The organism is Herbaspirillum sp. Her4 (genome assembly GCF_057961335.1).
In genome coordinates, this window is the sequence record NZ_CM176330.1 from 1,589,204 (window position 1) to 1,612,994 (window position 23,791).

Below are 23,791 nucleotides of genomic sequence, written 5' to 3' on the forward strand. Positions count from 1 at the left end.
CTCCATTGTGCTGCTGGATGCACGGCGTGACCACGGACCGCAATCGTAAAATCGTAAAAGAGATTCAAGCCCTTGCAACGATGGCTTTCGACGGGTAACTTGCCAGAATGACTGAGGTGGTAACAGACCCGAACCTTGCCAGTGCATCGATCGCGGCTTCCAGCTGCGCCATCTCCTCCACCACGACGCGCACGACAAAGCAGTCTTCCCCCGTGATGCGGTCTGCATCAATCACCTCTGGCATCGACGCGAAGGCGAGCAAGCAGCGTTTGATCTCCGCGTGGGTCGTGCGAATCCGCACCAATGCGGAGATATTGTGTCCCACCAAGCCCGGATTTATTTTTGCCGCGTAGCCTTCGATGACACCCCGGTCTTCCAATTTCTTGATACGTGCGGTGACGGCTGGTTGAGATAAACCGATCTGCTTTCCCAGTTCCGTATTACTGATGCGCGCATTGTGTTGAAGCGCCTCCAAGATGCGCCAATCCAGGCGGTCCAGCGCATCCCCTTTGATTTCATTCGTAGAGTCACTCATCTTTTTTTGATTCATTCAGTTGAGGCCTTGAATTCATTCGAAGCTTCATGGTGCCTGAAATCCGTTCTTCATACAATGAGCGCTGTTTCATCAATGGAGACTTCGCAAATGCATCCTTCCGTCCTTCTGGTTCCTGGTATCGGCAACTCCGGCCCTTCGCACTGGCAGAGTTTATGGCAGTCTTCACATCCGAACTGGCGGCGCCTCATGGTCGACAATTGGGACAACGTTGAATGCGAAGACTGGGTATCCGCACTGGAGCGACAACTTGTCAATGCTCCTGAAGACACCCTGCTGGTAGCCCATAGCCTGGGATGTCTGGCGGTGGCACATTGGGCTGCACAATCGCAGAAGAAGCTCGGTGGCGCCTTGCTGGTGGCCGTTCCCGATCCTGCCTCCTCTTCATTTCCACGTAGCGCGGCGCGTGGATTCTCGCCACTGCCTTCGCAACCATTGAGGTTTCCGACGCTGGTCGTCTGCAGCACCGACGATCCCTACGGTAGCGTGGACCATGGCCGAGAATGCGCCAATGCCTGGGGCAGCGAGTTCGTCGTGGTCGGAGCGAAGGGACATCTGAATGCTGAAAGCAACTTGGGTGCCTGGCCGCAAGGGCTAGATTTGCTCGCAAGACTATCCTCTTCGATCGCTGATGGCCAAGGGAATTGATGAAACCTGGGGGCAACTCACACTTTCGCGCCGACGATGTCATCCCTGAAGCCATCAGATCAAAACCCCCGTCGGCGCTCCTGCTTCAGCCAAGCCTTGATCTGCTGCACATCCGCAAATGACGCCAACGCCGCCCGCAGAGCTTTGCCGTCTTCCCGCATCCAGGTCATTTCCTTGTTCAGGTCGCGCACGATACCTTTGGGTGAGACGCGCGCATAGGGTGGCATGCCATAGCTTTGCTTGAAATGCTGTTCTACGTGAGATAGTTCCTGATCCAGCTCCACCAGTTGTTCCTTGAGGATCTGGTTGTAATGCTTCAATCGTTCCGCGCTGATGCCGTTCAACGCACCCTGGTCGATATGCTCCAGTTCCAGTTGGAGTTCAAGCAGTCTCAGCAGGTCGTTCTTTTCGTAGGCCTGGTTGACCTGCTGCATCAGCTGGGTCTTGCGGTCACGCTCGGCGGCGTCGGGTTCGCGGTCGGGATGCAAGGCGCTGGCCAGCTTGCGGTAGACCGCACGTATGGATTGGCTCAGTTCGATGCGTTCCGACTCAAGTTTGACTTCCGCTGCCCGCTGCCGCGGTGATTTCTTGCGGCTCGCGCGGCGCTCCTCGCGCGCTTGCGCCGCCGCCATTTCCTCCTGCTCCCTCTGTTCGAGCATGGCCTCCATTTGCTGCATGATCTCTTCCGGCGTCGCACTGCCAAGATCGTCGCCGAGATCGATGTCCAGCATCTCTTCGATCACCTGCTTGACCTCGTGGAGTTCATCTTCGGTCTCACGATCATAGTCAGACGCACTGTGCTGGTTGTAGATGAGCTTGAGTTCAGGATCGTCCTGCTTTCCAAGCAGGCGATGCGCCATGTCGGCAATCATTTCCGAGAGCATGGTGCGCTCACCCTTGGTCAATCCTTTTTGTGGCCATGCTTCATGCAGGCGCCGGACCAGCTTGCCATTGAGTTCTTGCAGCTCCCGGTCCAGCGGCACGAACTGGTCGACATACTTTTTTTGGAAGTCGGCCATGGCATTCTCCCATTCCGCCAGGCTAGCGCGCCGCTTGCCAATCTGCTTGATAAGGTCATTGAACTTCTTCTGGGCTGGCGACAGGGGGACTTTCTGTTCGGTGTCGTCAATACTGATGGCGCGCAGGTGTGGCTTGGGCATGGGGTAGGGGACTGACTCGGAATCCAGAATTTTAACCGGGTCCGCGACAAGCCAGATGCGTACGTTGGGGCTGGCGCCTCGTGCACTGGACGGGCATTGGTGAAGGAACTGGCAAGGGTCCAGACCAGGTGCGGCCGGGAGGACAGGCCTCCCGGCCGGGGTGAAGTTTTCTGTAAATTTGCCTCAGCCGAGTTCGATCATGGCTTGCACTTCGTCCCAGGTCGCGGCATAGGCCCCGGCCTTGGAAGCGGCAATGGCCGCCCCGGCCGCCGCACATTGCAGGTGGACCTGCGCCGGGGCATCGGGCTGGCGCAGCTGGCTGGCGATCCAGCCGCCCATGGAGGCGTCGCCGCAGCCGACAGTATCGACCACATCGACGCGATAGGCCGGCTGGTCAATGACCTGCTGACCCTTGATCCACTGCATGCCCCTGGCGCCCAGCGTGTAGAGGATTTCCGCCTGCGGAGCCAGCGTTTGCAGCGTGGCCAGCGCGTTGCCGTCGCCGGGGAAGAGGCGCTCCAGATCTTCGTCGGACACCTTCACGTAATGCGACAGGGACAGCAATTGCTGGAACAGGATGCGATACGAGGGGCTGTCCATCAACTTGCGCCAGTTGGGATCGAATGCGATCTTCTTGTTGCGCAGCGCCGCTTCCTGGGCGATCTGCAGCAGGCGCGAGGCCAGCGGTTCGCGGGTCAGGCTGATGCAGCCGAAGTGCAGCACGCGCGCTTCGTCCATCCAGCCGGCGGGCAGGCGCTGCGGGTCGAAATGCAGGTCGGCGCTGTCGTCGCCGATGAAGAAATAATCGGGTGGGGTGGTCGAGGTCACCATGGCCAGCAGCGGTGCCTTGGCGTGCTGCTGGGTGAAGCGCATGTCCAGTCCGGCCGCTTCGGTGAGCGCATACAGCTCGGCACCGAAGACGTCAGTGCTGACGCTGCCGGCGTAACCGGTGGCCACGCCCAGGCGGGCGGCCGCGCGTGCCACGTTCCAGCAGGCACCGCCGGGGATGGCGCGCCACTGGCCGTCAGGCTGGCGGATGAAATCGGTCAGGGCTTCGCCGAAGACGACGAATGCGGCGCTCTGGGTCATGCTGGTCTCCGTGTGCGTGTCGTTGTAGTGGTCAGTAAATGCGTAGGCGGTTCAATCCTGCAAGGCGTGGCGCGCGCAGGTCTCGTCGGTCACCAGGCCGGTGAGCCAGCCGCCGCGCAAGGCGGCGCGCACGGCGTCGGCTTTCTTGCTGCCGCCGGAGAGCGCGATCACCGGCCGCTGCGGTGCCTGCGCCAGCGGCGGCGTGGTCACGCGCGCAGCCAGCGACGAGGGCAGCATGACGCCGTCGACGTCGAAGGCGTGGCAGATCATCTCGCCGATCGCCCCCTGGCGCTGCAGGTCGGCCACTTCCTCATCGTCGATGAAACCGTCCTCGTGCATCGCGCCCTGCAGGGCGATGGTGCCGATGCCCAGGAACGTCACATCGGCGCGCTCGGCCAGGCCGGTCACGATCTTGTAGGCGCGGTGGTTGCACCATTGCTGGCGGTCGCGTTCACTCTCGGCCACGCGCGGGGCGGGCAGCAGGTAGAAGCGCGCGCCCAGTTTTTCTGCAGCTTGCAGAGCCACGTCGTAGCGGTTGGCCGAACCGTCGGAAGCAAAGGCACCGATCATCGAGACGATCTGGTGCTGCGGACGCTCCAGTTCCGACAGGCGCTCGATGGCCGCCTTGAGCGTGCGTCCCGAGCCGACGTTGACCACCAGCGGTGCTTCCGAACTGAGGTATTGCTCCATCACTTCGGCCCCGGCCACGGCCAGCATCTGCTGCACTTCCTGTGATTCATTGGGGTTCTCAGCCCCGCCTGCGCCCGGCACCACGCGGCACACTTCCAGCCCGTAGCGCTCCTGCAGGCCCTGCGCCAGTTCCAGGCAGGACGAGACCGGATGCGTGATCTGCACCTTCACCAGATTGGCATCGGCCGCATAGGCCACCATGCGCTGCGCCATCTGGCGCGAGATGCCGAGCCGTTCGGCGATTTCGTTCTGGGTGTTGCCGGCCACGTAGTACATCCACGCGGCGCGCGCCGCCAGGTCGAGTTTGGATGCGCTGCTAGACATGTTCTCCTCGCCAGCCGGCCCGTGGCTGCCTATGCAGGCGGGCGCGGGCTGTCTCTGTGATGTTGATGCGGTGAATTCCCTCTTGGGTCGCCATTTTACGGCCAGTTGACCGTTCCATTATTGCGAAGCTTGGGCAAATGCTCAATCAAAAAGCAAATGCTTGACACAAATTCGAGAATGGATGAATATTTGCCCATAAAAATAATATTTGCTCAAAACGTAGTTAGCGAAAACCGTTAGCGAAAACCGCCTTTCCCTGCATGCGTACACCGGCATCGTCTGCCGCTGCCACCCAGGAAGAACGTGCAGGAGGGCCCATAACATTCGGAGACCAGCATGTCCAAACTCGTGCGCACCCGTGCGTCCGGCTTTACCCGCGTTCGCTTCACCCTGGCCGCTGCGGCCATCTCGACCCTGTTTGCTGCCGGCCATGCACGAGCCGAGCCGGTGACGCTGAACATCGCGTCCATCAACAACCCCGACATGATCGAACTGCAGAAGCTGGCACCGGCGTTCGAGAAGGCCAATCCCGACATCAAGCTGCGCTGGGTCACCATGGAAGAAAGCGTGCTGCGCCAGCGCCTGACCACCGACATCGCCACCAACAGCGGCCAGTTCGACCTGATGACCATCGGTGCGTATGAAGCGCCGATCTGGGCCAAGAAGGGCTGGCTGGCACCGATGAGCGGCCTGCCGGCGGATTACGATGAGGCCGATCTCATCAAGCCGGTGCGCGAGGGCCTGAGCGTCGATGGCAAGCTCTATGCGCTGCCGTTCTACGCCGAAAGCTCGATGACCTACTACCGCAAGGATCTGTTCGAGCAGAAGAAACTGACCATGCCGCAGCACCCGACCTGGGATGAGGTCGCCAAGCTGGCCGCGCAACTGCATGATCCGGCCAAGGGCGTCTACGGCATCTGCCTGCGCGGGCGTGCCGGCTGGGGCGAGAACATGGCCATCATCACCACCATGGCCAATGCCTGGGGTGGCCGCTGGTTCGACGAGCAATGGCAGCCGCAGCTGTCCTCGCCGGAATGGAAGAAATCGGTCAACTTCTATGTCGACCTGATGCGCAAGTACGGCCCGCCGGGCGCCAGCTCCAACGGCTTCAATGAAAACCTGGTGCTGTTCTCCAGCGGCAAGTGCGGCATGTGGGTCGATGCCACGGTGGCGGCCGGCATGCTCTATCACGGCAAGGATTCCAAGGTGGCCGACAAGACCGCCTTCGCTCCCTCCCCGCAGCAGGTGACCGACAAGGGTTCGCACTGGTTGTGGATCTGGTCGCTGGCCGTGCCGAAGTCCTCCAAGTCGCAGGACGCCGCCAAGAAGTTCGCCGCCTGGGCCACCTCCAAGGAATACATCAATCTGGTCGCCAAGGATTCCGGCTGGGCCCTGGTGCCGCCGGGTACGCGCAATTCGACCTACGCTTCGGCCGAATACAAGAAGGTCTCGCCCTTCTCCGACTTCGTGCTCGATGCGATCCAGACCGCGGACGCCAACAAGCCGACCCTGAAACCGGTGCCTTACACCGGCGTGCAGTTCGCCACCATCCCCGAGTTCCAGTCGATCGGGACCGTGACCGGCCAGGCCATTGCCGGTGCACTGGCCGGCAAGACCAGCGCGGATGCCGCCCTGGATGCCGCCCAGGCACAGGCAGTGCGGATGATGCGCCAGGGCCGCTACATCAAGTAAGTCCTTCCGCTTGTGGTTCCGCCGGCATGCAGCCCGTGCTGCATGCCCCGCGCGCGATGTGAGCGGCATGCCTGCATGCCTTGCACATCGCGCCGTTCTCCCCGGCTGTCTGCACCTTGCGTGCGCCGCCCGGATTGAAATGCCGAGGCCGTCATGTCCACGATCCACTCTACCCAGGTGTCGTCCACCTCACCGATGATGCAGAGTTCTTCCCAGCCTGCTGCACGCAAGCAGCAGACCAGTCCGCCGCGCAAGGAGCGCTTCAATCCCATCCGCCTGATGCAGACGCCGTCGGTGCTGATCCTGCTGGCCTGGATGATCGTTCCGCTGGTGATGACCATCTATTTTTCGGTCAATCGCTACAACCTGATGGCCCCTGACCAGACCGGTTTCGTGGGTCTGGAAAATTATATTTTCCTGTTGCAGGACCCGGCCTTCTGGCCCTCCATCGGCAACACCGCGCTGCTGATCGGTTCGGTGCTGGCCATCAGCGTCATCGGCGGCACCCTGCTGGCGGTGCTGTTCGACCAGCCCTTCCGCGGGCGCGGCATTGCGCGCCTGCTGGTCATCGGTCCCTTCTTCGTCATGCCCACCGTGGCCGCGCTGATCTGGAAGAACATGATCATGCATCCGGTCTATGGCATCCTGGCCTACGTGATGCGCCACCTGGGGCTGGAGCCCATTGACTGGCTGGCCGAGTACCCCATGCTGTCGGTCATCATCATTGTGGCCTGGCAGTGGATTCCGTTTGCCTTCCTGATCCTGTTGACCGCGCTGCAGTCGCTCGATACCGACCAGAAGGAAGCTGCACAGCTTGATGGCGCAGGGCCGGTGCGCATCTTCTTCTACATCGTTCTGCCGCACCTGAAGCGCGCCATTACCGTGGTCATCATGATCGAGACCATCTTCCTGCTCTCGGTCTTTGCTGAAATCTTCACCACTACCGCAGGCGGCCCCGGTACGGCCACCACCAACCTGACCTTCCTGGTCTATTCGATCGGCCTGCAGCAGTTCGACATCGGCATCGCTTCGGCGGGCGGCATCTTCGCGGTCGTGCTGGCCAACATCGTCTCATTCTTCCTGGTGCGCATGCTGGCCAGGAACCTCAAGGGAGTCAACGAAAAATGAGCGATCCTAAGAAAAGCCCCCTGTGGGTGGCGGTGCTGGGCTGGGCCTGCGCCATCGTGCTGTTCTTCCCCATCTTCTGGGTGGCGGTGACGGCCTTCAAGACCGAGTCCCAGGCCTACACCCCCTCGCTGATTTTCTTGCCCACGCTGGACACCTTCCGCGAAGTCTTCAGCCGCAGCCACTACCTGGGCTATGTGCAGAATTCGTTGATCGTGTCGCTGGGGTCGACGCTGTTGTCGCTGCTGCTGGCGGTGCCGGCGGCGTATTCGATGGCCTTCTTCCCGACCGGCCGCACCCAGAAGCTGCTGCTGTGGATGCTGTCGACCAAGATGATGCCGGCCGTGGGCGTACTGATCCCCATCTATCTGCTGGCAAAAAACACCGGCCTGCTTGATACGGTAACCGGGTTGACCATCATCTATACGCTCATCAACCTGCCCATCGCAGTGTGGATGGCGTTCACCTACTTCAATGACGTGCCCAAGGAAATCCTCGAAGCGGCCCGTATCGATGGGGCCAACGCCTGGCAGGAAATGATTTACCTGCTGCTGCCCACCGCCATGCCGGGCCTGGCTTCCACGGCCTTGCTGCTGATCATCCTGTCGTGGAATGAAGCCTTCTGGAGCCTGAACCTCACCAGCGTCAATGCGGCACCGCTGACGGTGTTCATCGCCTCCTATTCCAATCCGGAAGGGCTGTTCTGGGCCAAGCTGTCGGCCGCCTCGCTGCTGGCAATTGCCCCGATCATGGCGCTGGGCTGGCTGGCGCAGAAGCAGCTGGTGCGCGGCCTGACCTTCGGAGCGGTGAAGTGATGATGGCGCGCCAGGCGATCACCCACCTGATCTGCGACTGCGACGGCGTGCTGCTCGATAGCGAGAGCATCGCCCTGCGCGTGCTGCATCGTGAACTGTTGCCGCTGCTGCCCGCCTGGAGCGGTGCCGACGATGACGAGCAGGAAGAACAGCGCAGCCAGGCCCTGCACACCGCTATCGCGCATCGCCTGGGCATGTACACCGACATCCTGCTGGGCGAAGTTGATCTGGAATTCGAACTGGGCCTGGATGCATCCGCCGCCGAGCGCATCCACCAGGCGGTGGCCGTGGCCTGCGGCGAAGAAGCGCAGCCGGTGCCGGGCGTGGTCGAGGCCTTGCAGGCGATCCGCTTGCCGCGTGCGGTGGCCAGCAACAGCGATGCGCCGCGCATCGAAGCCGGCTTGCGCCGTTGCGGCCTGTATCCGCAATTCGCCGGCCGCATCTACAGCGGTCATGACGTGGCCCATCCCAAGCCGGCACCGGATGTGTATCTGGCGGCAGCGGCGGGCTTCAATGTTGATCCGGCGCGCTGCGTGGCAGTCGATGACAGCGTCACCGGCGTGCGTGCGGCGGTGGCCGCCGGCATGTACGTGCTCGGCTTCACCGGGGTGGCGCATGACCGCAAGACGATGGCGCGCAAGCTGAAGGATGCCGGCGCGCATCAGGTATTCGAGGACATGAAACAGTTTCCGCAACTGGTGAGTGAATTGATCTGGCTGCGCTGAGCAAAGAGCGCGCAGTCCCCCTACAAGAGAACGAGGAGAATCCCATGGCAGCCGTGAGCATCAGGAACCTGGCCAAGCGCTACGACGACAACGAGGTCATGCGCGACATCAATCTGGAAATCGAGGATGGCGAATTCGTCGTCTTCGTCGGCCCCTCGGGCTGCGGCAAGTCGACCTTGCTGCGCATGATCGCCGGGCTCGAAGAGATCAGCGATGGCGACCTCGACATCGGTACGCGCCGCATGAACGACGTGCCCGCGTCCAAGCGCGGGGTGGCCATGGTGTTCCAGTCCTATGCGCTGTATCCGCACATGAGCCTGTACGACAACATGGCCTTCGGGTTGAAGATCGCGGGCAAGTCCAAGGCCGAGATCGATGCCGCCGTCCAGCATGCCGCCAAGATCCTGCACATCGACCACCTGCTGGACCGCAAGCCGCGCGCGCTCTCGGGCGGTCAGCGCCAGCGCGTGGCCATTGGCCGCGCCATCACGCGCCAGCCCAGCGTGTTCCTCTTCGATGAGCCGCTGTCGAACCTCGATGCCGCGCTGCGCGTGAAGATGCGCCTGGAATTCGCCAAGCTGCACGATGACCTCAAGACCACCATGATCTACGTGACCCACGACCAGATCGAAGCCATGACCCTGGCCGACAAGATCGTGGTGCTCTCCGAGGGACGCATCGAACAGGTCGGTTCGCCGCAGCAGCTGTATCACCATCCGGCCAATCGTTTCGTGGCCGGCTTCATCGGTTCGCCCAAGATGAACTTCATCGATGGCACCGTGGCCGCCGTGCAGGCCGATGGCGTGCAGGTGCAATTGCCCGGCGGCGGGCTGCAATGGGCTGCGGTTGACGGCAGCACGCTGCAAGCGGGGCAGAAGGTCACGCTGGGCGTGCGTCCCGAGCATCTCAACATCGCCCAGGGCCAGGCCGCGCTGCAGGCACGCTGCACAGCGCTGGAACTGCTGGGTGATTTCTCTTACCTCTATGCGGCCCAGGAAGGCAGCGATGATGCGCTGATCCTGCGCGTGCCCGACAGCCTCGATCCGCCGCACGGCAGCGTCTTGCACCTGGCTGCCGATCCGGCGCGCTGCCATCTGTTCGGTGCCGACGGCCAGGCCTTGCCGCGCCTGGCATCGGGCGTGGCCGCGCCGCGCCCGCATTGATCCCTTCGCCCATTCACTTCCTCGACAAGGACCAGGCATGACCCGTACCGCCACTTCCCTCGACCAGGACGCCGCCGACAGCCTGACCTGGCTGCACATCGGCGCCGGTTCCTTCCATCGCGCCCACCAGGCGGTCTACCTGAATGCGCTGCGCGAGAGCGGTGCCGACCGTCGCTGGCAACTGGCGCTGGCCAACATCCGCGCCGACATGAGCCCGCTGCTGGAAGCGCTGGCCCGCCAGCAGGGCCAGTACACGCTGGAGACCGTCACACCCGAGGGTGAGCGCAGCTACCAGCGCATCGCCTCCATCGGCCGCATCCTGCCGTGGGATGAGCGGCTCACGCAACTGATCGCCGCCGGTGCGGAAGAGCGCACCCGCATCATCTCCTTCACCGTGACCGAGGGCGGCTACTACCTCGACCATCACTACCAGCTCGACACCGGCAACGCCGATCTGGCCGATGACCTGCGTTGTGCCCTCGATGGCAGCGGTGCACCGCGCACCATCTACGGCGCGATTGCAGCCATCCTGCGCGCACGCAGCCAGGCCCATCCGCAGGCGGCGCTGACCCTGCTGAACTGCGACAACCTGCGCCACAACGGCGAACGTTTCCGCGACGGTTTGCGCCAGTTCCTGACCCTGCGCGGCGAGAGCGCACTGGTGGCCTGGATGGATGCACATACCACCTGCCCCAATGCCATGGTGGACCGCATCACCCCCCGCCCCACACCGGCGGTTGCGGCCCGTGTGAAAGAAAATACAGGTGTCGACGATCCCTGCGCCCTCATGGGCGAGTCCTTCATCCAATGGGTGATCGAAGACGACTTCAAGGCAGGCCGTCCTCGCCTGGAAGCGGCCGGCGTGGAGATGGTGCAATCGGTGCTGCCCTACGAGGAAGCCAAGATCCGCATCCTCAATGCCAGCCACAGCTGCATCGCCTGGGCCGGCACGCTGGCCGGGCTGCAATACATCCACGAAGGTACGTTGCGCGAGGACATCCGCCAGATGGCGCATGACTATGTGACGCAGGACGTGATTCCTTGCCTCACGCCCAGCCCCATCGACCTGGCGGCATACCGCGATACGACGCTGGCGCGCTTCTCCAATCCGGCCATCCAGGACACCAACCAGCGCGTGGCTGCCGATGGCTATTCCAAGATCCCCGGCTTCATCCGCCCGACCTTGCAGGAGAGCCTGGCGGCCGGCCGCGATCCGCAGGCTACAGCCATGCTGCCTGCGCTGTTCCTGGTATTCCTGCAGCGCTGGGCCGCCGGTGCGCTGCCTTACGAATACCAGGACGGCATCTTCGACGCCGCTGCCGCGCGCAGCATGCTGGCGGCAGAGGATGTGGTGCAGGCCTTCTGCGCGGATGCCGTGCTGTGGGGCGAACTGGCCGGGGACGCGCGCCTGGTGGCGCTGGTGCGCTCGGCTTATGGACGCGTGCAGCAGTGGCTGGGGCAGGCGCACTGACGCTGCCTTTTGTGCCCAAGGCGTCATAGAATTGCCGTTCAATAACGAATAACGAGGAGCACCATGTATCTTGGGATCGACCTGGGTACGTCCGAGGTCAAGGCGGTGGTGATCGACGAGACGGGCGCGCTGCTGGCGCTGGCTGGCAGTACGCTGACGGTCTCGCGTCCGCATCCGCGCTGGTCCGAGCAGAGCCCGGCCGACTGGTGGAAGGCCACCTGTGCCACCGTGGACAAACTGCGCGAGCAGCTCGGCAGTGAGCGCTTCGGCCGCATCCGCGCCATCGGCCTGTCCGGCCAGATGCATGGTGCGGTGCTGATGGATGCGCAAGATGCGGTGCTGCGTCCGGCCATCCTCTGGAGCGATTCGCGCAGTGCCCCCGAATGCGCCGAGCTGGAACGCCGCGCACCGCGCCTGCACGGTATCGCCGGCAACCTGGCCATGCCGGGTTTCACTGCGCCCAAGCTGCTGTGGGTGGCGCGCCATGAATCGCAACTGTTTGCGCGCATCGCGACCGTGCTGCTGCCCAAGGATTGGCTGCGTTTCATGATGACCGGGCGCAAGGTGTGCGATCCCTCGGATGCGGCCGGCACGCTGTGGCTGGATGTGGAAGGCCGCAACTGGTCCGACGAACTGCTGGCCGCCTCCGGCATGCGGCGCGATCAGATGCCGGCGCTGGTCGATGGCAGTGCGGTTTCCGGCACGCTGCTGCCGGAAGTGGCACAGGCCTGGGGCTTGCGTGCGGACGTGATCGTGGCCGGTGGTGCCGGTGATGGCGCGGCCAGTGCAGTGGGCATCGGGGCGGTCAAGCCCGGCGATGGCTTCCTCTCGCTGGGAACTTCCGGTGTGCTGTTCGTGGTCAATGACCGCTTCCGTCCGAATCCGGGGCGGGCCATTCACGCCTTCTGCCACACCCTGCCGCAGCGCTGGCACCAGATGAGCGTGATGCTCTCGGCGGCCAGTTGCCTGCGCTGGTTCTGCCGCTTGTGTTCCGTGGATGAGAAGAGCCTCCTGGCCGAGATCGAACAACTCGACGAAGAAGCGCGCAACAATGCGCCGCTGTTCCTGCCTTACCTGTCAGGCGAGCGCACACCGCACAACGATCCTTACGCCACCGGCGTCTTCCACGGGCTGACACCGGAACACCAGCGTGCCGCACTCGGTTATGCGGTACTTGAAGGCGTGGCCTTCGGCATGGTGGATGGACTCGATGCGCTGCGTGCGGCGGGCACCGATGTGGCCGAACTGTCGCTGGTAGGAGGTGGCGCGCGCAGTGCTTATTGGGCACAGTTGCTGGCCGATGCGCTGCAGGTGCGCATCGTCACCCACGTGGGCAGCGAGGCCGGCGGTGCGCTGGGTGCGGCGCGCCTGGCCTGGCTGGCCGACGGCGGCGATGAAGCCGAGGTGTGCCGCAAACCGGAACAGCAGGCGCTGTACCAGCCCGATGCGGCACGGCATGCGGCCCTGCAGGTGCGGCTGCAACGCTATCGGGCGATCTATGCGCCGTTTGCGCCCTTGCAGGGAGAGAGTGCCTGAGCGCAGCGCTTACTTGCGCTGGAACTTGAACACCGAAATGGCCTGCAGCAGGCGCATGGTCTGCTCTTCCAGACTGGTGGCCGCTGCGGCCGCTTCTTCGACCAGCGAGGCATTCTGCTGGGTGCTGGCATCCATCTGCGTGATGGCTTCATGCACCTGGTTGATGCCCGCACTCTGCTGCTGGGTCGCCTCGTTGATCTCGCTCATGATGCCCGAGACCCGCTGCACCGAAGCCACGATGTCGCGCATGGTGCTGCTGGCCTGCTCCACCTGGCGATTGCCCACTTCCACCTTGGCCACCGAGTCGTCGATCAATTGCTTGATCTCCTTGGCCGCCGCTGCCGAGCGCTGCGCGAGCATGCGCACTTCCGAGGCCACCACCGCAAAGCCGCGTCCCTGCTCGCCGGCGCGCGCCGCTTCCACGGCGGCATTGAGTGCCAGGATATTGGTCTGGAAGGCGATGCTGTCGATCAGGCTGATGATGTCCACGATCTTGTTGGAGGATTCGCTGATCTCGTTCATCGTCGTGCCGGTGCTGGCCACGGCATCGCCGCCGCGCATGGCAATGGATGATGCGGTCCCGGCCAGCTCGTTGGCCTGGCTCGCGTGATCCGCATTCTGGCGCACGGTGCCGGCGAGCTGGTGCATGCTCGATGCCGTTTCTTCCAGATTCGCGGCTTGCTGTTCAGTGCGGCGTGAGAGATCCATGTTGCCGGTGGCGATTTCGCGGGTCGCCATATTGATGGTCTCGACGTTGGATCGCACGTCGCCGATGATGGCGGTCAGGTTCACGTTCATCTGGCGCAGCGAGGCCAGCAGGCGGCCCAGTTCATCATGGCGGCCGGTCTCGATGCGCACCGAGAGATCGCCTCCGGTGATGGCGTGGGTGATATCGAGGGCCTGCTGCAGCGGCTTGATGAGCGCGGCGCGCAGGGCGATCCACTGCACGATGGACAGCAGGGCTGACGCGGCCGCCAGTGCGCTGATCCACCACTGGTGCAGCGTCATCATGCCGGCCAGTACGACGGCGATCTGGATCGCCAGCATCACGCCCATCGACCAGTTCAGGCGCGTATTCAACTGCATGCGCCCGAGCCTGCCCAGCCATCCGGCCAGTCCGGTCCGCACCACTTCACCACGATGCAGGGCAATGCCCTTGGCCTGGCCACGGCGCATGCTTGCGTAGAGCTTCTCGGCGCCATCCACCGCCGCGCGTTCGGGCTTGGTGCGGACCGACATGTAGCCGACCACCTGGCCGCTTTCGCGGATGGGCGTCACGTTGGCGCGCACCCAGTAATGGTCGCCGCTCTTGCTGCGGTTCTTGACCAGTCCGGTCCAGGGGGTGCCGCCCTTGATGGTGGCCCACATGTCGGCGAAGGCCTCGGGCGGCATGTCGGGATGGCGGATCAGGTTCTGCGGCGCGCCCAGCAATTCCTCTTCCTCGAAACCGCTGATCTCGATGAAGTAAGGATTGACGTAGGTGATGTTGCCCTGGAGATCGGTCTTGGAAACGATGGCCTTGCCATCGATGAGCAGGCGTTCCTGCCCCGTGACCGGCATGTTCATGCGCATCTGATACCCCCGTGTAAGAAGCTGTGATGATGGAAAGTCCAGCTGGCGGGGGCGGGCGGTGGAGCGGATGCTGTTCGCCTCTCCCTTGCGAACACATCGGACCGGGCGCGCCAGGCAGCGACAGCCTGGCGCAAGGTCCTGTCTGACGGGAATGACGCGTCAGACGATGGGATTGTCTCCGTTGTGCGGGCTGTCGGACCCTCTGCGGGGCTTTCCGAAGACGCTAGTGTAGGTCGGATAGAACGAACAGTACATGATGACCGTCAATATTATCGAGATCGGCAGCAGGATGAAGAACACCGCCGTAATGCTGCCGGTCAGCAGCGTGATGGCCATGCTGATGACCGTGGGCACCACGATGGCGATCACGATCCAGGCCAGGCCGAAGACCAGGAATGCACGCCCGGCGCGGCGCACCGCGAAGAAGCTGTAGAACAGTGCCTTCCCCAGCGGCATCTGCTGCCACATGATCAGGGGGGCGGCATACCAGAACGCCATGGCCGCCGGCACGTAGAGGGCGGCCGCCACCAGCATGGCAATGCGCATGCTGCCAGCGGCGCTTTGCAGTTCCTCGGTCGACAGGCCGCCACCCATCATGGCTTTCCAGAAGCTGCCGCCGTCGGCCAGCGCCGAAGCCGCTACCACCAGCGTGGCCACCAGCAGATAGAGCAGGCCGAGCTTCAACAGCGTATTGCGCGCCGGGCTGCGGAAGCCGATCAACAGCAGGTTGGGGAACACCCGCTCACCGCGCTCGATCTGCGCGCAGGCCTGCATGAACGACATCGAGAACAGCGGGATCAGGATCAGCGGCAGCATCTGGCCGAGCACCGGGATGATGCCCAGCGCCAGCATCAGGAACATGTAGGCGAAGAACAGCGTGGAGATTTCGGCCGGTTGCTTTCTGAACAGGGCGAAGCCCTGTTTGACCCAGGACCAGCCGGTGTGTGCGGGGATCTTTTCCATGGCTCCAGTGCTTACAGCGTCGGTGGCGCATCCTGGATGCGCAGGCGCAGGATGCGTTCGAAGTGCGTCGGATCATGCGGCGTGAGCATTTCGGCTTCGCGCGGCAGATAGAAATCGTACAGGCGCGAGAGCCAGAAGCGCAGCGCGGCAGCGCGCAGCATCGGCTGCCACGCCACGCGTTCGGCGTCCGAGAACGGACGCACGGCACGATAGGCGGCCAGCATGGCTTCGCTGCGGGCAGTGTCGAGCACGCCCGTGTCCAGGTCCACGCACCAGTCGTTGACGGTCACGGCCAGGTCGAACAGCCAGGTATCGCAACCGGCGAAATAGAAATCGAAGATGCCCGACAGCTGCTCGCCCACGAACATCGCGTTATTGCGGAACAGGTCGGCATGCACCGGTCCACGCGGCAGGGCGCGGTAGTCGGCGGTGGCGGCAAAGTCCTTCTGGTACTGCACTTCGCTGGCGAGCAACTGGCCCAGTTCGGCCGGCAGGAAGGGCAGCACCGCCGGGGTGGTTTCCAGCCACCAGGCCAGGCCGCGCAGGTTGGGCTGCAGGATCTTGAAATCCTTGGCCGCCAGGTGCATGCGCGCCAGCATGTCGCCCAGCGCGGCGCAGTGCACCGGCTGTGGATCCAGCTGCGACTGGCCTTCGAGCTTGCTGACGATGGCTGCCGGCTTGTCGTTGAGCAGGTTGACGATGGCGCCCTTGTCGTTGGGCACCGGCGCCGGCACCGGGATGCCGCGCTGCGCCAGGTGGCGCATCAGTTCGAGATAGAAGGGCAGCTGTTCGATGTGCAGCTTCTCGAACAGCGTCAGCACGTATTCGCCTTGCTCCGTGCCGATGAAGAAGTTGCTGTTTTCGATGCCCGAGGAGATGCCTTTGATCGAGGTGGCGCGGCCGAGCGGGAATTGTTCAATCCAGTCCGAGAGTTGTTCCAGACTGACCGGTGTAAAGACTGCCATGACGAAAATGAAAAGAGGATGCTGGCTGGGGCGCGCTGCCGCCAAATCCGGCGGCTGCGCGAGGGGGAGGGCAGATGCGCCGTCCTTCCCGTTCCTGAACCGGCTGCGCAATGCGGCCGGGTGATGCGGTTGATCGCTGTCGATCGCGCGCCATCATCGTCTGGCGACGCGCGCGATCAACGGAATCACTTCTTGGTGGTGCCGTCGGTGTCGCCTTCCTGAGGCTTCTTGACACCCCAGTCGAACTCGCCGACCTTCCACTGGGCCGAGCTAGGCGGCGGGCTTTGTGCATCGCCGGGGGTGGAACCGCCCAGTTGCGGATTGGGACGCACGTAGTAGGTGCTGGGACCGGACTTGACTTCGATTTCCTTGGTCTGGCCGTGGTCGCGGCGTTCCTTGATGCTGTTGCCCTGCGTGCGGCTGTCTTCGCCCGGCTTGCGGATGGTCACGGCCGGTGGTTCGCCTTCTTCCAGCTTCTCCAGTTCGGGCGGCGGCGGAGCGGGCTGGGCAGCCAGGCCTGCGGGCGGAGTTTGTGCCAGCGCCAGCGGCGCGGCCAGGCCAGCCGATGCGCACAGCAGCAGCGCTGCCAGGGACTCTTTGAACCGGAGTTGGGATGGTTTCATGATCTTATGAAGAAAAAGGGGTGTTGTTTTCTTCATTGTAGCAAACCATCAAGGTCTGGCCGTCGCGTTTCTTCATGGGAATGATCAATAAGACAACAGGCAAATGCGAGCGCGCGTGGCCGTGTTGAGCCGGATCCCTCGCCGGGGCTAGTCCAGCAGCGGGATGCGGGTGCTCAGCCAGTCGGCCAGGGTAGGGGGCATGGCCACCACTTTGACGAATTCTTCATCTTCGCCTTCGCTGGCATCGAAGTAGGCGAGGTGGTCGCGGGCATAGTCGATCAGCACGGGATAGTGCCCGCCCCATTGCACGGTGAAGTAACGTACCGCGCGCCACTGGCCCTGCTCATCGAAGATGCGCAGGCGGATCTGGTCGTGCCGGTTGTCGCCGCTGCCGGTGCCGCACAGTTCGACCAGGAAGTCTTCGCCCCGATAGTGGCGCAGGCCGCCGTTGAGCTTTTCGGTGTACATCTGGCATTGCTGGTAGTGGGGCCGGGTGCTGGTCACCACGGCAATGGCCGCGCCATAGCTCATCACCAGCATGTAGAGCAGGGTGGTGGTCCAGTAGGCTGGCTGCCAGCGCGGCTGGGCCTGACCGATGACGCGGCCCATGCCCCAGCAGAACCAGGCCAGGGTGGCGGCCATGAGCAGGGCCGCCAGCCAGTACAGGGTTTCACGGTGCGCGTGCAGGCTGTCTTGCCACCGGTCGGGGTGCCATGGCTGCCACTGTGTGGCGGGAAGAAACAGCATGGCCGCACCGGTCGCCATCGGTATCAGGCACAGGAACAGCGCCGCGTACAGCGTGCCCAGGAAGAGTTGCGTGAAATAGGCGCGGGCGACCGGCATGAGAGAGAAGGTGCAAGAAAGTGGTATGAATCTTCACGAAGTTGCCCTGCATCATGAATTCTTGCGTTGTTGTTTCAAATCGTACGTTGGTGAGGGGAAGTGAACTTTCTTGCGTCTATCGCTGATGCCATGCCGGTTCTGGTCCGGTAAAAAGAGAAGGCCGGACGGCATCGCTGCGGTCCGGCCTCGTCGTGCTCATGAAGTGCGGTGTTACAGATACATCCCGCTCTGACGCTCTGCCTCCTGCTGGGTTTCCGCCGGCTTGGACTTCTCGGCGTGGAATTTCTGGATGGCTGCCAGCACCTCGGCAGGTTCATCGATCACCTGCAGCAGGTTCACGTCCTTGGGCGAGATCATGCCGTCGTCCACCAGGCGGGTCTTGATCCAGTCCACCAGGCCGGCCCAGAACTCGCTGCCCACCAGGATCACCGGCATCATGCGCGACTTGCCGGTCTGCATGAGGGTCAGTGCTTCGGTCAGCTCATCGAGCGTCCCGAAGCCGCCCGGCAGCACCACGTAGGCATCCGCATATTTCACGAAGGCCACCTTGCGCGCAAAGAAGTGGCGGAAGGACAGCGAGATGTCCTGCCAGGCATTGCCGTGCTGTTCGTGCGGCAGTTCGATGTTCAGGCCCACCGAGGGCGAAGCACCTTCGTAGGCGCCCTTGTTGGCAGCCTCCATGATGCCGGGGCCGCCGCCGGAGATGACGGCATAGCCGGCGTCGGAGATCAGGCGGGCGATCTCCACACACAGTTGATAATGGGGATTGTCGGGCTTGATCCGGGCAGAACCGAAGATGGAAACGGCAGGACGCAGCTCGGAGAGACGTTCGGTCGATTCGATGAATTCTGCCATAATCGTGAGTACATGCCACGACTCGCGCGCCTTCTTGGCCGTCGCGCGTTCGATGTCCCCCACCTCCCGCAGACGCGGGACATTTTTTCCTCTCTGTTCCATATGCAAAAAACCTTGTTGTTAGTTGATGGTTCCAGTTACCTCTATCGGGCCTTCCATGCACTGCCCGATATGCGTAACGCGGAAGGCGCGCCCACCGGTGCGCTGTACGGCATCATCAATATGCTGCGCCGACTGCGCAACGATTATCCCGCAAGTTACGTTGCCTGTGTGTTCGACGCCAAGGGCAAGACTTTCCGTGATGATCTCTATCCCGACTACAAGGCCACCCGCAAATCCATGCCGGAAGACCTGGCATTGCAGATCGAACCGATCCACGCCGCCGTGCGCGCCCTGGGCTGGCCGATCCTGATGGTCGAGGGCATCGAAGCCGATGACGTCATCGGCACGCTCTCGGTACAAGCCACCGCTGCCGGACTGGACACCATCGTCTCCACCGGCGACAAGGACATGGCCCAACTGGTCAACGAACACGTTACCTTGGTCAACACGATGAGCAATGAAGTTCTCGACATTGCCGGCGTGACTGCAAAATTCGGCGTGCCGCCCGAGCGCATCGTCGATTACCTGAGCCTCATCGGCGACACCGTCGACAACGTACCCGGCGTCGAAAAGTGCGGCCCCAAGACCGCCGTGAAGTGGCTCTCCGCCTATGGCTCGCTCGACGGCGTCATGGCCAATGCCGACAAGATCACCGGCGTGGTCGGCGAGAATCTGCGCAAGGCCCTGGACTGGCTGCCGCAAGGCCGAGTTCTGGTCACGGTCAAGACCGATTGCGATCTGTCGGAGCACATGAAGTCGATCCTCGAATCGCTGACCATGCAGCCGGTGGACAAGGAAGTGCTCAAGGATCTCTTCACCCGCTACAACTTCCGCACCTGGCTGCGCGAACTGGGCGAGGGCAGCGAGCCGGCGGGTGCCAAGGCCCCGCTGGTCGGTGCCAGCGCCGCTGCAGCACTGGAAGCGCCGGCCCAGGGTGGCCTCTTTGCTCCTGCGCCCAAGGTCGAGTACGAGACCGTGCTCACCGATGCGCAACTGGATCAGTGGATTGCCACCGTCAGCGCCGCCGAACTGACGGCCGTCGATACCGAGACCACCTCGCTGGATGCGATGCAGGCCGAGCTGGTCGGCATCTCGCTGTGCTGCGAGCCGGGCCGTGCTGCTTACATTCCGGTGGCGCACAACTACCAGGATGCACCCGAACAATTGTCGCGCGAGCACGTGCTCGCCAAACTGAAGCCGTGGCTGGAAGACGCCAGCAAGCCCAAGCTCGGCCAGCACCTGAAATACGACAGCCACATCTTTGCCAACTACGGCGTTCGTCTCGCTGGCGTGAAGCACGACACGCTGCTGGAATCCTACGTCTTCGAATCACATCGTCCGCATGACATGGACAGCCTGGCTGCACGTCATCTGGAGCGCAAGACCATCACCTATGCCGAGGTGTGCGGCAAGGGTGCGTCGCAGATCGGCTTCAATGAAGTGGCCATTGAACGCGCCACCGAATATGCTGCCGAAGATGCAGAAGTCACACTGGCCCTGCATCACGCCATGTGGCCGCAGATCGAGCATGATGACAAGCTGCGCTTCATCTACGAGAAGATCGAAGTCCCGACCTCGGTAGTGCTGCAGAAGATCGAACGCAATGGCGTGCTGATCGACAGCGAGCGCCTGGGCCAGCAATCGCACGATCTCGGCAAACGCATGCTGGAAATCGAACAGCAGGCCTACGACCTGGCCGGTCAGCCTTTCAACCTGAATTCGCCCAAGCAGCTGGGCGAGATCCTGTTCGGCAAGCTGGAACTGCCGGTGGTCAAGAAGACCGCCTCGGGCGCACCGTCCACCGATGAGGAAGTGCTGCAGAAACTGGCCGAGGATTATCCGCTGCCCAAGGTCCTGCTGGACTATCGCGGCCTGGCCAAGCTCAAGTCCACCTACACCGACAAGCTGCCCAAGATGATCAACCCGGCCACCGGCCGCGTGCATACCAACTATGCACAGGCGGTGGCGGTCACCGGTCGCCTGTCCTCCAACGAACCGAACCTGCAGAACATCCCGATCCGCACGCCCGAAGGACGCCGCATCCGCGAAGCCTTCGTCGCACCCGAAGGCTGCGTGATCGTCTCGGCCGACTATTCGCAGATCGAGCTGCGCATCATGGCGCACATCTCCGAAGACGAGAACATGTTGAAGGCCTTCGCCAACAACGAAGACATCCACAAGGCCACCGCCGCCGAAATCTTCGGCATCGCGCCCGAGCAGGTCGAGTCCGAGCAGCGCCGCTATGCCAAGGTCATCAACTTCGGACTGATCTACGGCATGAGCGCCTTTGGCCTGGCCGGCAACCTTGGCATCGAACGCTCTGCCGCGCAGATGTACATCGACAAGTACTTCATGCGCTTCTCGGGCGTGAAGCGCTACATGGATGAAACGCGCCTGCAGGCCAAGGCGCGCGGCTACGTGGAAACGGTCTTCGGCCGCCGCCTGTGGCTGCCCGAGATCAACTCGCCCAACGGCCCGCGCCGGCAAGGCGCCGAGCGCGCGGCGATCAACGCGCCCATGCAGGGCACCGCGGCTGACCTCATCAAGCTGGCCATGATTGCCGTGCAGGACTGGCTGGAGTCGACTGGCATGAAGAGCCGCATGATAATGCAGGTCCATGATGAACTGGTACTCGAAGTGCCTCAGGATGAGCTGGCGGTGGTGCGTGAAAAGCTGCCTGAATTGATGAAAAATGTTGCGGAGCTGAAAGTTCCCTTGCTTGCCGAGGTCGGAATCGGTAAGAATTGGGACGAAGCGCATTAATCTTCACCCCCTCACAGGAAAACGCGGCTTTCCGCTGTGCGATAGTGCAGGGGCGTGAACGATTAGGCAAAAAAGCAAGATTGGCAGGAAGGCAAGCTGACGCCGTGACGCGACCCGCGTGGTCAGCTGGCGTCAGCACCGCCGCCCAAGCCAGCACCTGAATGACAAGACAAGCAGACCGGCGTCGCAACCGCAGACGAACAAAGACGGGATGACGCCCTGGGTGGTACCGGACGGGGTCCGGGCAACCGAGGCTGAGGCAGGGAAGCAGGGGACAAGCACATTCATCACCGGCCATGACCGCATGCGGTCCGTGGCCGTCATCATCTCCGTCTTTCCGTCCGGCCTCCGATGAACACATGGGAGGAGACGTCATGAAGTCAGGAATGAAGGTAGGTACGCGCCTGGGATTGGGGTTTGCGTGGGTGGTCTTGCTGCTGGTGCTGGTGACCGGCTTCGGCATCTTCAACATGCACCAGGTACAGGGACGCTTCACCCACGTGGTGGAGGTCAAGAATCCCGAGAGCGCACTGGTCAAGGAGATGCTGGAGACCGTGGGCGAGCGCTCCATCTCGCTGCGCAACCTCATGCTGCCGGCCGCGCCCGAAGACGTGGACATCGAGGCGCAATACATCGAAGGCCAGACCCAGAAATACAAGGTCGCCGCGCAGAAGCTGCAACAGCTCTTTGCCGATTCTTCGGACACTTCCGAGGAAGAGAAGGCGGCCCTGCCCAAGATCCAGGCGCAGGCTGCTGCGGCCGAGAAGCTCATCAACGAAGCCGTCGAATTCGGCAAGCGCCGCGAAGCCTATGAACTGGCGCAATTCCTGAAGGAGCAATACCTTCCGGTGCAGAAATCCTGGCAGGTCGAACTGAAGGCATTGGCCGCACTGGAAGACAAACTCAACCGCGAAGCCGCCGACAGCAGCGCCGCCGCCTATGCCCGTGCGCGCCTGCTGATGCTGCTCATCAGCGCCATCGGCGTGGTCACCGCGATCCTGGCGGCGATCTGGATCACGCGCCAGATCCTGCGCAAGCTGGGTGGCGAACCGGACTACGCCGTGCAGATCGCCGGCCAGATTGCCGAAGGCGACCTGGCTGTCGTGATTGATACCCGCGCCGGTGACAACGACAGCCTGCTGGCGGCCATGCGCGTGATGCGCGACAAGCTCGCGGCGATCGTCTCGGAAGTGCGACGCGGTTCTGAAACCATCACTACCGCCTCGACCGAAATCGCACGCGGCAACCTGGACCTCTCCGGCCGCACCGAGCAGCAGGCTGGCGCGCTGGAAGAGACCGCCTCCTCCATGGAGCAGCTCAATTCCACCGTCAAGCAGAATGCCGAGAACGCCCACCAGGCCAACGACCTGGCGCTGGCTGCCTCCGACGTGGCGGTGCAGGGTGGCAGCATCGTCTCGCAGGTGGTGGAGACCATGCAGTCCATCAATGCCTCCTCGCAGAAGGTAGCCGACATCGTCAGCGTGATCGATGGCATCGCCTTCCAGACCAATATCCTCGCGCTCAATGCGGCGGTGGAAGCGGCGCGTGCGGGCGAGCAGGGGCGCGGCTTTGCAGTGGTGGCGTCCGAAGTGCGTTCGCTGGCGCAGCGCTCGGCCTCGGCCGCCAAGGAAATCAAGGTGCTCATCGGCGACTCGGTGGGCAAGGTGGAAAACGGCAGCAAGCTGGTCGAGCAGGCCGGCAGCACCATGACCGAGATCGTCACCAGCATCCGCCGCGTCACCGACGTGATGACCGAGATCACCCACGCCAACCGCGAGCAGAGCAGCGGCATCGAACAGGTCAACGAGGCCATCATCCAGATCGACGACATGACCCAGCAGAACGCCGCCCTGGTCGAACAGGCAGCGGCCGCAGCGCGTCAGCTGCAGGAACAGGCGGCCGGTTTGCAGCAACTGGTGAGCGTGTTCCGCATCGATGCGGCACAGGCGCGCGTGACTTCGTCCACTTCTGCAACTTATGCACAACCGGCTTCGGCTGAGCGCGTCATCGACGTCACGCCCGGTGCGCCGGAGCTGCCGGGCGGCAAAGCGGCACTGGCGGTGCAGGGGTGAAGCCGGGTCAAAACCTGGTCAAGCCGCGCTCAACACGTTCTG

19 protein-coding genes and 1 pseudogene are annotated in these 23,791 nt (G+C 63.0%); 10 read left to right on the forward strand and 10 right to left on the reverse strand.

The window, feature by feature from the left end:
* Positions 1–64: 64 nt before the first annotated feature.
* Positions 65–550, reverse strand: coding sequence for an Lrp/AsnC family transcriptional regulator (locus tag ACWFUC_RS07285; protein ID WP_489624503.1), 486 nt, complete (start codon positions 548–550; stop codon positions 65–67).
* A 93-nt stretch (positions 551–643) separates the two neighbouring features.
* On the opposite strand from ACWFUC_RS07285, the gene ACWFUC_RS07290 reads away from it, so the two are divergent.
* Positions 644–1,201: an RBBP9/YdeN family alpha/beta hydrolase gene (locus tag ACWFUC_RS07290; protein ID WP_489624504.1), complete on the forward strand. Its 558-nt coding sequence runs from the start codon at positions 644–646 to the stop codon at positions 1,199–1,201.
* Positions 1,202–1,260: 59 nt separating this feature from the next.
* Here ACWFUC_RS07290 and ACWFUC_RS07295 read toward each other — a convergent pair whose 3' ends face one another.
* The 3 genes from ACWFUC_RS07295 to ACWFUC_RS07305 all read right to left on the reverse strand — a co-directional run bounded on the left by ACWFUC_RS07295 (position 1,261) and on the right by ACWFUC_RS07305 (position 4,464).
* Positions 1,261–2,361 carry a J domain-containing protein gene (locus tag ACWFUC_RS07295; RefSeq protein WP_489624505.1) on the reverse strand — a complete coding sequence of 367 codons (1,101 nt, stop codon included), beginning with the start codon at positions 2,359–2,361 and terminating at the stop codon, positions 1,261–1,263.
* 183 nt (positions 2,362–2,544) lie between these two features.
* Positions 2,545–3,450 (reverse strand): carbohydrate kinase family protein, encoded by a 906-nt coding sequence (locus ACWFUC_RS07300; protein ID WP_489624506.1) that lies wholly within the window; start codon positions 3,448–3,450, stop codon positions 2,545–2,547.
* 51 nt (positions 3,451–3,501) lie between these two features.
* The gene (locus ACWFUC_RS07305) at positions 3,502–4,464 is read right to left on the reverse strand and encodes a sugar-binding transcriptional regulator (protein WP_489624507.1); all 963 of its coding nucleotides are present in this window, start codon (positions 4,462–4,464) and stop codon (positions 3,502–3,504) included.
* A gap of 336 nt (positions 4,465–4,800) precedes the next feature.
* Between ACWFUC_RS07305 and ACWFUC_RS07310 the strand changes: the two genes are divergently transcribed.
* The 7 genes and pseudogenes from ACWFUC_RS07310 (at position 4,801) to xylB (ending at position 12,991) form a co-directional block, all read left to right on the forward strand.
* Positions 4,801–6,156, forward strand: a complete 1,356-nt coding sequence (locus tag ACWFUC_RS07310) for an ABC transporter substrate-binding protein (RefSeq protein WP_489624508.1) — start codon at positions 4,801–4,803, stop codon at positions 6,154–6,156.
* A gap of 153 nt (positions 6,157–6,309) precedes the next feature.
* Complete coding sequence (locus ACWFUC_RS07315; RefSeq protein ID WP_034330884.1) at positions 6,310–7,284, forward strand: carbohydrate ABC transporter permease; 975 nt, start codon at positions 6,310–6,312, stop codon at positions 7,282–7,284.
* 50 nt (positions 7,285–7,334) lie between these two features.
* Positions 7,335–8,096 (forward strand): annotated as a pseudogene (locus ACWFUC_RS07320) (carbohydrate ABC transporter permease); the annotation flags it as partial.
* Entirely contained in the window at positions 8,096–8,821 is a 726-nt protein-coding gene (locus tag ACWFUC_RS07325) for an HAD family hydrolase (RefSeq protein ID WP_489624509.1), read from the forward strand. The pseudogene ACWFUC_RS07320 and the gene ACWFUC_RS07325, both read left to right, overlap by 1 nt.
* 44 nt (positions 8,822–8,865) lie before the next feature.
* Positions 8,866–9,984: an ABC transporter ATP-binding protein gene (locus ACWFUC_RS07330; RefSeq protein ID WP_134135638.1), complete on the forward strand. Its 1,119-nt coding sequence runs from the start codon at positions 8,866–8,868 to the stop codon at positions 9,982–9,984.
* Positions 9,985–10,021: 37 nt separating this feature from the next.
* Positions 10,022–11,455: a D-arabinitol 4-dehydrogenase gene (dalD, locus tag ACWFUC_RS07335; protein WP_121042698.1), complete on the forward strand. Its 1,434-nt coding sequence runs from the start codon at positions 10,022–10,024 to the stop codon at positions 11,453–11,455.
* Between the two features lie 63 nt (positions 11,456–11,518).
* On the forward strand, positions 11,519–12,991 hold the full coding sequence (xylB, locus tag ACWFUC_RS07340; RefSeq protein ID WP_489624510.1) for a xylulokinase: 1,473 nt from the start codon (positions 11,519–11,521) through the stop codon (positions 12,989–12,991).
* 9 nt (positions 12,992–13,000) lie between these two features.
* On the opposite strand, the gene ACWFUC_RS07345 is transcribed toward xylB, so the two are convergent.
* The 6 genes from ACWFUC_RS07345 to ACWFUC_RS07370 form a co-directional block, all read right to left on the reverse strand.
* Entirely contained in the window at positions 13,001–14,563 is a 1,563-nt protein-coding gene (locus ACWFUC_RS07345; RefSeq protein ID WP_489624511.1) for a methyl-accepting chemotaxis protein, read from the reverse strand.
* A 159-nt stretch (positions 14,564–14,722) separates the two neighbouring features.
* On the reverse strand, positions 14,723–15,526 hold the full coding sequence (locus tag ACWFUC_RS07350; RefSeq protein ID WP_489624512.1) for a BPSS1780 family membrane protein: 804 nt from the start codon (positions 15,524–15,526) through the stop codon (positions 14,723–14,725).
* An 11-nt stretch (positions 15,527–15,537) separates the two neighbouring features.
* Positions 15,538–16,491 carry a homoserine kinase gene (locus tag ACWFUC_RS07355; protein WP_034330901.1) on the reverse strand — a complete coding sequence of 318 codons (954 nt, stop codon included), beginning with the start codon at positions 16,489–16,491 and terminating at the stop codon, positions 15,538–15,540.
* A gap of 185 nt (positions 16,492–16,676) precedes the next feature.
* Positions 16,677–17,114, reverse strand: coding sequence for a hypothetical protein (locus ACWFUC_RS07360; protein WP_039789298.1), 438 nt, complete (start codon positions 17,112–17,114; stop codon positions 16,677–16,679).
* A gap of 147 nt (positions 17,115–17,261) precedes the next feature.
* Complete coding sequence (locus ACWFUC_RS07365; protein WP_489624513.1) at positions 17,262–17,957, reverse strand: hypothetical protein; 696 nt, start codon at positions 17,955–17,957, stop codon at positions 17,262–17,264.
* Positions 17,958–18,167: 210 nt separating this feature from the next.
* Complete coding sequence (locus ACWFUC_RS07370) at positions 18,168–18,914, reverse strand: LOG family protein (protein WP_039789301.1); 747 nt, start codon at positions 18,912–18,914, stop codon at positions 18,168–18,170.
* Between ACWFUC_RS07370 and polA the strand changes: the two genes are divergently transcribed.
* Positions 18,915–21,677 carry a DNA polymerase I gene (gene polA / locus ACWFUC_RS07375; RefSeq protein WP_489637514.1) on the forward strand — a complete coding sequence of 921 codons (2,763 nt, stop codon included), beginning with the start codon at positions 18,915–18,917 and terminating at the stop codon, positions 21,675–21,677.
* A 374-nt stretch (positions 21,678–22,051) separates the two neighbouring features.
* Entirely contained in the window at positions 22,052–23,749 is a 1,698-nt protein-coding gene (locus tag ACWFUC_RS07380) for a methyl-accepting chemotaxis protein (protein WP_489624515.1), read from the forward strand.
* The last annotated feature ends 42 nt before the right edge of the window (positions 23,750–23,791 follow it).